This is a genomic window from Pediococcus stilesii, assembly GCF_001437075.1.
In the GTDB taxonomy this organism is placed as follows: domain Bacteria; phylum Bacillota; class Bacilli; order Lactobacillales; family Lactobacillaceae; genus Pediococcus; species Pediococcus stilesii.
Genome location: NZ_JQBX01000029.1, coordinates 1 through 9,455, shown reverse-complemented (window position 1 = coordinate 9,455; position 9,455 = coordinate 1). Strand labels below are relative to the sequence as shown.

General features: G+C 39.2%; 6 protein-coding genes, 15 tRNA genes, 1 riboswitch and 1 other annotated feature. Of the genes, 18 read left to right on the top strand and 3 right to left on the bottom strand.

Annotated features, from left to right (window positions below):
* Positions 1-55: 55 nt before the first annotated feature.
* From IV81_RS08845 to IV81_RS08775, 15 genes are all read left to right on the top strand, one after another.
* Positions 56-141 (top strand) — tRNA-Leu (locus IV81_RS08845).
* Positions 142-149: 8 nt separating this feature from the next.
* Positions 150-223, top strand: a tRNA-Arg gene (locus IV81_RS08840).
* Between the two features lie 8 nt (positions 224-231).
* Positions 232-305, top strand: a tRNA-Pro gene (locus IV81_RS08835).
* A 30-nt stretch (positions 306-335) separates the two neighbouring features.
* Positions 336-409 (top strand) — tRNA-Met (locus IV81_RS08830).
* Positions 410-429: 20 nt separating this feature from the next.
* Positions 430-503: transfer RNA gene (locus tag IV81_RS08825), tRNA-Ile, on the top strand.
* Positions 504-550: 47 nt separating this feature from the next.
* Positions 551-640: transfer RNA gene (locus IV81_RS08820), tRNA-Ser, on the top strand.
* Between the two features lie 9 nt (positions 641-649).
* Positions 650-723: transfer RNA gene (locus tag IV81_RS08815), tRNA-Met, on the top strand.
* A gap of 4 nt (positions 724-727) precedes the next feature.
* A tRNA-Asp gene (locus IV81_RS08810) sits at positions 728-802 on the top strand.
* A 4-nt stretch (positions 803-806) separates the two neighbouring features.
* Positions 807-879, top strand: a tRNA-Phe gene (locus IV81_RS08805).
* A 22-nt stretch (positions 880-901) separates the two neighbouring features.
* A tRNA-Gly gene (locus tag IV81_RS08800) sits at positions 902-972 on the top strand.
* A gap of 13 nt (positions 973-985) precedes the next feature.
* Positions 986-1,060: transfer RNA gene (locus IV81_RS08795), tRNA-Ile, on the top strand.
* A gap of 3 nt (positions 1,061-1,063) precedes the next feature.
* Positions 1,064-1,151, top strand: a tRNA-Ser gene (locus IV81_RS08790).
* A 25-nt stretch (positions 1,152-1,176) separates the two neighbouring features.
* A tRNA-Glu gene (locus IV81_RS08785) sits at positions 1,177-1,248 on the top strand.
* 31 nt (positions 1,249-1,279) lie between these two features.
* Positions 1,280-1,353 (top strand) — tRNA-Met (locus IV81_RS08780).
* Between the two features lie 4 nt (positions 1,354-1,357).
* A tRNA-Asp gene (locus IV81_RS08775) sits at positions 1,358-1,432 on the top strand.
* Positions 1,433-1,646: 214 nt separating this feature from the next.
* Here IV81_RS08775 and IV81_RS08770 read toward each other — a convergent pair.
* Entirely contained in the window at positions 1,647-2,378 is a 732-nt protein-coding gene (locus IV81_RS08770; RefSeq protein ID WP_057804318.1) for a hypothetical protein, read from the bottom strand.
* Between the two features lie 94 nt (positions 2,379-2,472).
* A riboswitch (SMK box riboswitch) is annotated at positions 2,473-2,552 on the top strand.
* Between IV81_RS08770 and metK the strand changes: the two genes are divergently transcribed.
* Entirely contained in the window at positions 2,550-3,737 is a 1,188-nt protein-coding gene (gene metK, locus IV81_RS08765) for a methionine adenosyltransferase (RefSeq protein ID WP_057804317.1), read from the top strand. (Overlaps the previous riboswitch by 3 nt.)
* 75 nt (positions 3,738-3,812) lie before the next feature.
* Entirely contained in the window at positions 3,813-5,276 is a 1,464-nt protein-coding gene (locus IV81_RS08760) for an MDR family MFS transporter (protein ID WP_057804315.1), read from the top strand.
* 49 nt (positions 5,277-5,325) lie between these two features.
* Here IV81_RS08760 and mnmM read toward each other — a convergent pair whose 3' ends face one another.
* Together mnmM and IV81_RS08750 are read right to left on the bottom strand one after the other, a co-directional pair.
* On the bottom strand, positions 5,326-5,889 hold the full coding sequence (gene mnmM / locus IV81_RS08755) for a tRNA 5-(aminomethyl)-2-thiouridylate-methyltransferase MnmM (RefSeq protein WP_057804312.1): 564 nt from the start codon (positions 5,887-5,889) through the stop codon (positions 5,326-5,328).
* The gene (locus IV81_RS08750) at positions 5,879-6,517 is read right to left on the bottom strand and encodes a phosphatase PAP2 family protein (RefSeq protein ID WP_057804310.1); all 639 of its coding nucleotides are present in this window, start codon (positions 6,515-6,517) and stop codon (positions 5,879-5,881) included. Before IV81_RS08750 ends, mnmM begins: the two co-directional genes overlap by 11 nt.
* Positions 6,518-6,600: 83 nt before the next feature.
* Positions 6,601-6,802: a binding site (T-box leader), on the top strand.
* Positions 6,803-6,862: 60 nt separating this feature from the next.
* Between IV81_RS08750 and leuS the strand changes: the two genes are divergently transcribed.
* Positions 6,863-9,280, top strand: coding sequence for a leucine--tRNA ligase (gene leuS, locus IV81_RS08745; protein WP_057804308.1), 2,418 nt, complete (start codon positions 6,863-6,865; stop codon positions 9,278-9,280).
* Positions 9,281-9,455: the final 175 nt, after the last annotated feature.

Below are 9,455 nucleotides of genomic sequence, written 5' to 3'. Positions count from 1 at the left end.
CGGGTTCGAATCCCGTCTTCCGCTTAGTAGTACGCCATTACTACTAAGCAACAATGCCGGGGTGGCGGAATTGGCAGACGCACAGGACTTAAAATCCTGCGGTCAGTGATGACCGTACCGGTTCGATCCCGGTCCTCGGCACTTATTATGCACCCATAGCGCAACTGGATAGAGTGTCTGACTACGAATCAGAAGGTTGTAGGTTCGACTCCTACTGGGTGCATTGTTTTACGGGAAGTAGCTCAGCTTGGTAGAGCACCTGGTTTGGGACCAGGGGGTCGCAGGTTCGAATCCTGTCTTCCCGATTAAATGTGTTTCACATTTATTTGATAGATCGCGGTGTAGCTCAGCTGGCTAGAGCGTCCGGTTCATACCCGGGAGGTCGGGGGTTCGATCCCCTCCGCCGCGATAGGGTTTATATACGAACTTGGACCTTTAGCTCAGTTGGTTAGAGCAAACGGCTCATAACCGTTCGGTCGTAGGTTCGAGTCCTACAAGGTCCATCTAGCTTTAGCGTTAGAGTCTGGGCAGTAAAACGTATATTTATGATGGAGGATTACCCAAGTCTGGCTGAAGGGAACGGTCTTGAAAACCGTCAGGTGGGTCAAACCACGCGAGAGTTCGAATCTCTCATCCTCCTTTTCATTATCGCGGGATGGAGCAGTCTGGTAGCTCGTCGGGCTCATAACCCGAAGGTCGTAGGTTCAAATCCTGCTCCCGCAATTATGGTCCTATGGTCTAGTTGGTTTAGGACGCCTGCCTGTCACGCAGGAGATCACGAGTTCGAGTCTCGTTAGGACCGTAATGGCTCGGTAGCTCAGTCGGTAGAGCAATGGATTGAAGCTCCATGTGTCGGCAGTTCGATTCTGTCCCGCGCCATTGACATTTTAATATTTTTTATGCGGGTGTAGTTTAGTGGTAAAACCACAGCCTTCCAAGCTGTTGTCGCGAGTCCGATTCTCGTCACCCGCTTTTGTTAGTTAATGGGCCTATAGCTCAGCTGGTTTAGAGCGCACGCCTGATAAGCGTGAGGTCGATGGTTCGAGTCCATTTAGGCCCATTTGGAGAAGTACTCAAGTGGCTGAAGAGGCGCCCCTGCTAAGGGTGTAGGTCGCGCAAGCGGCGCGAGGGTTCGAATCCCTCCTTCTCCGTTAGCTTATTCTAATTTATAGACATGACCCGTTGGTCAAGTGGTTAAGACACTGCCCTTTCACGGCAGTAACATGGGTTCGAATCCCGTACGGGTCATCATGATGATGACAGTGTCATTTAATATTATCGCGGGATGGAGCAGTCTGGTAGCTCGTCGGGCTCATAACCCGAAGGTCGTAGGTTCAAATCCTGCTCCCGCAATTATGGTCCTATGGTCTAGTTGGTTTAGGACGCCTGCCTGTCACGCAGGAGATCACGAGTTCGAGTCTCGTTAGGACCGTCCAGACTCAAACAGAATAACTAAAAAACCTTCAATCAAGTGGTTGAAGGTTTTTTTTATTGCCTAATTTTATCTGCTAAGGTGGGACTACTGCTAGGGTTCCAAACTTTCACGTTGCTTATATAAGATTTTATTTCAGGTAAAAGCCCTACTAAAAATAATAATTTCAGTAGGGCTTTAATAGAATATGTTAATGAGATGGTTCATTGAAAGTTTAATTTGAAGCGGTAAAAATCATTAATACGCAGGTTAAAATTGCTAAGATAAATAGATTTAAATTGCTAGGTAATTTAAATCGAGGAATCAGCCAGCCAATCAGTCCTAAGATTGGAAAGACCAAAGAATTCCAACTTTTCAAAATAAAAGCACTTAAAATCAATACTAAAATATTTAAAACGATGCCTAAGATAATAAATTTATTAGAATGATTAATAAAAATTGAGAATAAAATAGAAATAAAAGTTAAGGTTAGTAATAAACAGATTTTTAAAAATACACTGCTAACAAAGTCATTTCTAATATAAAAGTACGTAATCGGAACTAATGTACCCAAACTAATTGAAAAACTAATTAGGCCCACTCCATTTTTTCCATTAAAGGGTAGGAAGGTTGATATGTACGGCACGAAAGTCAAAATACCAATCAATGAAATATATCGATCGTTACTTAAAAGCAAAATGGCAAAAATTAAAAGTGGAATCAAAGCAAGTGGAGCCATTAATCTGATATTTGTTTTATTTGTTAGCCGATCCATTGTTAAAAAGTTGATCATGAAATTTGCTAAAAAAAATAGAATCTGAATTGTAAAATGTTTACTAAATAAATCCGAACTAAAATGGCTACTAAAATACCACGGAACAAGAGAAAGAATTAACGCAATAATTGCGGGTAAATAGCTTTTTCGGTCAACATGATAATTTATTTTTGGTAAATTTATTTTATTCATATAGAACTCCTTATGTATCTTCTTTTTAATCGTATACAAAAGATAGGAGGCCGTCAACCTAACTTTAAAAGAAAGCTTCGGTATGCTAAACTAATTAAGTTACTAGTGTTCCCGATAGGATTAGTTATCCAAAAGATCCTTGTAACCGAAATTAATTTAGGGGGAATTTATATGTCAGAAAGACATTTATTCACTTCAGAATCAGTATCTGAAGGACATCCAGATAAAATCGCCGATCAAATTAGTGACGCAATTTTGGATGAATTACTAAAAAGCGATCCTGATGCTCGGGTCGCCTGTGAAACAACTGTTACGACTGGGTTAGTTGTTGTCGTTGGTGAAATATCGACTACTGCCTACATTGATATTCAAAAGGTCGTTCGTAAAACGATTAAGGATATTGGTTACGTTGGTGGGGAGTATGGCTTCGATGGTGAAAATTGTGCTGTAATTGTGGCTATTGATGAACAGTCACCAGACATTGCACAGGGAGTTGATGACTCTTTAGAGACGCGTGAAGGCAAAGAAGATCGACTTGATAAAATTGGTGCTGGTGATCAAGGTTTAATGTTCGGATATGCTACGAACGAAACCAAAGAGTTAATGCCACTTCCGATAATGTTAAGCCATCATTTAATGCAAAGAATTGCTAAGCTACGTAAAGAACAAATCATCGGTTATTTACGTCCAGATGCAAAAGCTGAAGTGACGGTTGAATATGATGATAACGATCGTCCATTGCGTGTCGATACAGTCGTGTTGAGTACGCAACATGATCCAGACGTAACATTGGAACAAATTCGTAAAGATGTTATTGATCAAGTAATTAAGAAGGTAATTCCAAGTGAATTATTAGATGAACAGACCCATTTTTATATCAATCCAACGGGACGTTTCGTGATTGGTGGTCCACAAGGAGACGCGGGGCTAACAGGGCGAAAGATAATTGTTGATACGTATGGTGGAGCCGCCAGACATGGTGGTGGGGCCTTTTCTGGAAAGGACGCAACTAAAGTTGATCGTTCTGCCAGTTATGCCGCACGTTATATTGCAAAGAATATTGTTGCAGCTGGATTAGCCAAAAAGGCGGAAGTCCAAATTGCATATGCAATTGGTGTTGCAGAGCCCGTTTCAGTTATGGTAGATACATTTGGGACAGGGAATGTTTCTGAAGAAAAGCTAACACAAGCAATTCGTCAGATTTTTGATTTACGTCCAGCTGGTATTATTGAAATGTTGGATTTGAAACGTCCAATATACAAGCAAACAGCAGCATATGGTCATTTTGGTCGGACGGATGTCGATCTTCCATGGGAGAAGACAGATAAAGTACAAGAGTTACAAGATTTTTTTAAGTAAAATAATTTAATTAATAGCTGTGTTAAGGTTAAATTTAAACTTTAACACGGCTATTCTATTGGCTGTGGGGTATGTATGGAAAGAAAAGGAACTAACGTAGTAATTGTTACAATTGCAATTTTTGTTGCAACATTTATGTCGGCAATTGAGGGAACGATCGTTTCGACGGCCATGCCGACAATTGTTGGTGACCTGCATGGTGTTAATTTAATGAACTGGGTAATTTCAATTTTTTTACTCACCAATGCGATTTTTACACCAATTTATGGTAAATTGTCGGATATTTTTGGGCGAAAAAAGATTTTCATTTTTGGAATTATTATTTTTTTAATCGGATCAATTCTCAGTGGTATGGCACATTCAATGACATTTTTGATTTTATGGCGTGCGTTACAAGGAATTGGGGCCGGGTCAATTATGCCTGTTTCCAATACAATCATTGCGGATATTTATCCAATTGAAAAACGTGCGAAGGTCATGGGATTAAACGGATCTGCCTGGGGAATTGCTTCGATTATTGCTCCTCTGTTAGGAGGATTTATCGTTGATAATTTGAGTTGGCATTGGATTTTTTTCATAAATGTTCCAATCGGAATTATAACTATTTTATTAATCCAGTTCTTCTTAAAAGAAGAAGTTAGCGTTCATAACAAAAAAATTGATTATTTAGGCAGTTTTTGGCTTATGGTCGCACTATTAGGGTTGATGTATGGCTTCCAATTAATGGGCGAAGCGTCATTTTCAATGATAATGCTAATTCTTTCATTCGTAATTTTCTTGGTTGCCGGAATATTATTTATTATGCAAGAAAGACGTGCAGAAGATCCAATTATTTTCTTAGATCTTTTTAACGATCAAACTTTTGTTATCCAAAACATTGCAACTATGTTAGTTTCTGGATTGTTAATTGGGTTTGAAGTTTATTTACCAAGTTGGACACAAGGGATTCTTGGTTTGCCAGCTTCACTGGCTGGATTTGCAGTAACACCAAGTTCAATTATGTGGATTTTTGGTTCATTTTTAGCTGGTAAAATGATGCTCAAATTAAAACCAAAACAAATTTTGACAGTCAGTTTGTCAATTTTAGCAGTTGGAAGTTTCATGATGGCGATTGTTCCCAAGTCGACGCCGTTCGTAGCGTTCTTTTTAATTGCGGCGGTTCTTGGAACAGGATTCGGAATTACGATCACTTCAACATTGGTCATTTCCCAACAGTTGGTGACGGATGACCGAATTGGAGTTGCAACATCGTTTAACACCCTAGCTAAGACTTTGGGGCAAACAATCATGATGTCAGTTTTTGGAATCGTCATGAATAGTACAATGAACGCAGGCGTCGATAAAAATCCGAGAATCAATATGGATATGATGAATAAAGTTATCAATCCACAAACGGCTAAGCATCTACCAGTGGATCTTCTCCCGACGCTTAGAAATATTTTGTATTCTGCTTTGCACAATATTTATGTTGGTTGCTTCATATTAATTGTTATCGCAATAGTTATTAATGCTTTTGATCATAAAAATAAACAGATTTAAAAAAATGAATTTAGAAGTTAAGTGATAAATATCATAACTTCTAAATTCATTATTTTTTTCGTTCAATGCATAAAAGAATCGGGGGATTATTTATTTGATTAATAAATTCATACCGTAGACAAGAAAACTCTTTCTGGTCTAACTTTGAGACGAACTCCAAAAGCCGAGTTAATTCTTCTCGACCACCAGGGTGTCCATAGTAGCAGACTAAAACAACGCGTCCCCCAATTTCGATAAGATTGAGACACTGTTGAATTGCCGAAATCGTCGAAGTTGATTTTGTAATAATCGTTTTATCGCCACCTGGTAAATAGCCCAGGTTAAAAATCGCACCCATTATGGGGGATGTAACAAATTTGGATATTTGGTCGTGACTGGCTTCAATTAGATTGACTTGTGGAAATTTTTTATGACTTTGATCCAGTAAGGCGTGCGTTTTTTCTAAGGCCAATGGCTGAATATCAAAACTGTAAACCATTCCCTGGGTGCCAACAAGTTCTGCAAGAAAAAGTGTATCATGTCCATTTCCCATGGTTGCATCGATTACAGTGTCGCCAGATTGAACCGTCTCAGACAGTAGCCGGTGACTAAATTGCATTGCATTATTTAACATTTTGTTGAACTCCTTCTTTGAAAAATACATGACTGGTAATCTGAAGCACAATTAACCCGAGCAACAATCCCGCCGTTATGTCGGTAGGATAGTGGACATTTAAGTAGACCCTAGAAAGTGCCAGTAGCAACATTAATATGATAAGTAAAGTCGTCAGAAAAATTCGCAACGATCTTTTTTGTATATAACGGAAGGTTAATACAATCAAGCTTCCAAATAGGACCATCGCGGCTACAGAATGCCCACTAGGAAAGCTGTACCCACCAATGTTAATTAAACGAAATTCTGGACGATCCCGTCGGATAAGTTGTTTAACTAAAAAATTAGCGCTTGTGCCCAAAAAAATAGTGGTTAATAGGAAAAGGGACACCCGATATTTTTTAAATAAATAAAAAATTCCAACGACAATTAAACTGATGATTATAAAAGGGATACTATTGCCGATCTTCGTGTACATCTTAACAATTGAATTTAGCGTTGGTGTGCGAAATGACTGAATATAGGAACTAATGCTCGTGTCATAGAATTGAACCCATGATGACTTAAAACTGACTAAAGCTGTTAATATAATAAACAAAGAAACAGGTAAGAGGTTAAGTATAAAATTTGTGATTGACCGATTGTTCATAAACTTCTCCTTTAATTTCAAACTTAATTTTAGCATATTGAGTTGTAATAAAGTCCATATATTGGTATGATAAGCCTAATTAAATATTGTCGATGAAAAGAAGTAGTAGTTGTTGATCCACTTTAAGAGACCGAATGGATGGTGTAAATTCGGAGTGTAGCACGATGAACTCGTCTTTTGCCGGATTGTTTCTGAATGAAGTAGGAAATGACGTTTTCCGCGTTAAGGATATCAAGTGTGCTTTATGCAAATCTAGGTGGTACCGCGGATTTTTTCGTCCTAAGAATTCTTAATTTAGAATTCTTAGGCTTTTTTTATTGGCAATAACAAACAATGGAGGAAATTATGGCTTATAATCACAAAGTAATCGAACACAAATGGCAACATTATTGGCGTGTGAATGAAACTTTTAAGACAGTTGAGAATCAAGATAAACCTAAATATTATGCGTTGGATATGTTTCCATATCCATCTGGTCAAGGATTGCATGTGGGTCATCCGGAAGGTTATACGGCGACGGATATTATGTCGAGAATGAAACGGATGCAAGGATATAAGGTATTACACCCAATGGGCTGGGATGCATTTGGTTTGCCAGCAGAACAATATGCCATGAAGACAGGCCATAATCCGCGTGAATTTACCGCTCAAAATATTAAAAACTTTAAGCGTCAAATCCGGTCACTTGGTTTTTCTTATGATTGGTCTCGCGAAGTAAACACTACTGACCCGGCCTATTACAAGTGGACGCAGTGGATTTTCGAACAACTTTATAAGAAGGGACTCGCGTACGAAAAAGAAACATTGGTTAACTGGGCACCCGACTTAATGGGCGGAACGGTTGTTGCAAACGAAGAAGTTATCGATGGTAAGACAGAACGTGGTGGCTTCCCAGTATATCGTAAGCCAATGAAGCAATGGATTTTGAAAATCACCGCTTATGCGGATCGTCTTATTGATGATTTGGACTTAGTTGATTGGCCCGATAGCATTAAAGAAATGCAAAAAAATTGGATTGGTCGTTCAATTGGGGCAAGCGTCTTGTTCAACGTCGAAGATATGAACGAACAAATAGAGGTCTTTACGACCCGTCCAGACACGCTGTTTGGGGCAACTTATCTAGTTATTTCACCAGAACATAAGTTGGTAGATCAGATAACTACGCCCGAAAGTAAAGCAGCAGTTGAAGAATATCGGAGTGCGGTTGCAACGAAATCAGATTTGGAACGAACAGATTTGAACAAAGATAAAACTGGAGTTTTCACCGGAAGCTATGCAGTTAATCCAGTTAATGGAAAAAAGGTCCCAATCTGGATTGGAGATTATGTTCTAGCATCATATGGAACTGGGGCAATCATGGCGGTTCCGGCACATGACCAGCGTGATTATGAATTTGCTAAAAAATTCGGAATTGATATTGTACCAGTTATCGAGGGCGGCGATCTTAGCCAAGAGGCTTACACTGGTGATGGAGCCCACTTTAATTCTGATTTCTTAAATGGAATGGATAAGCAAACGGCCATCGATACGATGATCCAGTGGTTAGAAGAGCATCAGGCAGGAGAAAAGAAAGTAAATTATCGTTTACGTGATTGGATTTTCTCTCGTCAACGTTATTGGGGTGAACCAATTCCTGTAATTCATTGGGAAGATGGTGAAACGACTCTCGTACCCGAGGATGAATTACCTTTAAAGCTACCAGCCGCAAAAGATATTCGTCCTTCTGGTACTGGCGAAAGTCCATTAGCTAATCTAGACGATTGGGTAAATGTTGTCGACGAAAATGGTCGTAAAGGACGACGAGAGACCAATACAATGCCGCAATGGGCCGGAAGCTCATGGTATTTCTTACGTTACGTGGATCCTAAGAACAGTGAAAGAATTGCCGATGAGGATCTTTTAAAGGAATGGCTACCCGTTGATTTATACGTTGGTGGTGCCGAGCATGCCGTATTGCATTTACTTTATGCCCGTTTTTGGCACAAGGTCTTATATGACTTGGGTGTTGTTCCTACGAAGGAACCATTCCAGAAACTTGTTAATCAAGGAATGATTCTTGGAAGTAACCATGAAAAGATGTCAAAATCAAAAGGAAACGTTGTAAATCCGGATGATATTGTTGAACGTTATGGAGCAGACACGTTGCGACTCTACGAAATGTTCATGGGACCTCTAACAGAATCAGTTGCGTGGAGTGAAGACGGATTAAACGGAAGTCGGAAATGGATTGATCGCGTTTGGCGATTAATGATTGATGACAATAATCATCTTCGCGATCGAATCACTACAATTGATGATGGTAAATTAGATCGAATCTACCATCAAACCGTCAAAAAAGTTACTGAAGATTTTGAAAATATGCGCTTTAACACCGCAATTTCGCAAATGATGGTCTTCGTCAATGAGGCTTACAAAGTTGATGCGCTACCATTAGTTTACATGGAAGGTCTAGTTAAGATGCTTTCGCCAATTATTCCGCATGTTGCTGAGGAATTGTGGAGCCTCATGGACCACGATGAAAGCATTACGTATGAGACTTGGCCAACATACGATGAATCCAAGCTAGTGGAAGATACGGTTCAAGTTATTTTGCAAGTTAATGGTAAGGTTCGTAGCAAAATTACCGTTGATAAAGATATGGAAAAGGATGCACTTGAAAAAGTTGCACTTTCAGATTCAAAAATTCAACAATGGCTTCAAGATAAGGATGTTCGTAAGGTCATTGTAATTCCAAACAAGATTGTTAACATTGTTGTTGGATAGTTTGGAACTGTCATTTACCATCTAGTTCGAAATTGCGTGGCAGTAGACTAAACGGAAAATATGATTTAAAGCTAGGATAGAACTATATTATCCTAGCTTTTTTGCAATCATGCGTTCTTATCATAATTTTAATTGTATAACCTCGATGAATTATATTAGAATATTAAAATGTGCT

Bases quoted from the DNA above. Each gene is read 5' to 3' on its own strand.
- IV81_RS08770 (WP_057804318.1), bottom strand. From the start codon at position 2,378: ATGAATAAAATAAATTTACCAAAAATAAATTATCATGTTGACCGAAAA.
- metK (WP_057804317.1), top strand. From the start codon at position 2,550: ATGTCAGAAAGACATTTATTCACTTCAGAATCAGTATCTGAAGGACAT.
- IV81_RS08760 (WP_057804315.1), top strand. From the start codon at position 3,813: ATGGAAAGAAAAGGAACTAACGTAGTAATTGTTACAATTGCAATTTTT.
- mnmM (WP_057804312.1), bottom strand. From the start codon at position 5,889: ATGTTAAATAATGCAATGCAATTTAGTCACCGGCTACTGTCTGAGACG.
- IV81_RS08750 (WP_057804310.1), bottom strand. From the start codon at position 6,517: ATGAACAATCGGTCAATCACAAATTTTATACTTAACCTCTTACCTGTT.
- leuS (WP_057804308.1), top strand. From the start codon at position 6,863: ATGGCTTATAATCACAAAGTAATCGAACACAAATGGCAACATTATTGG.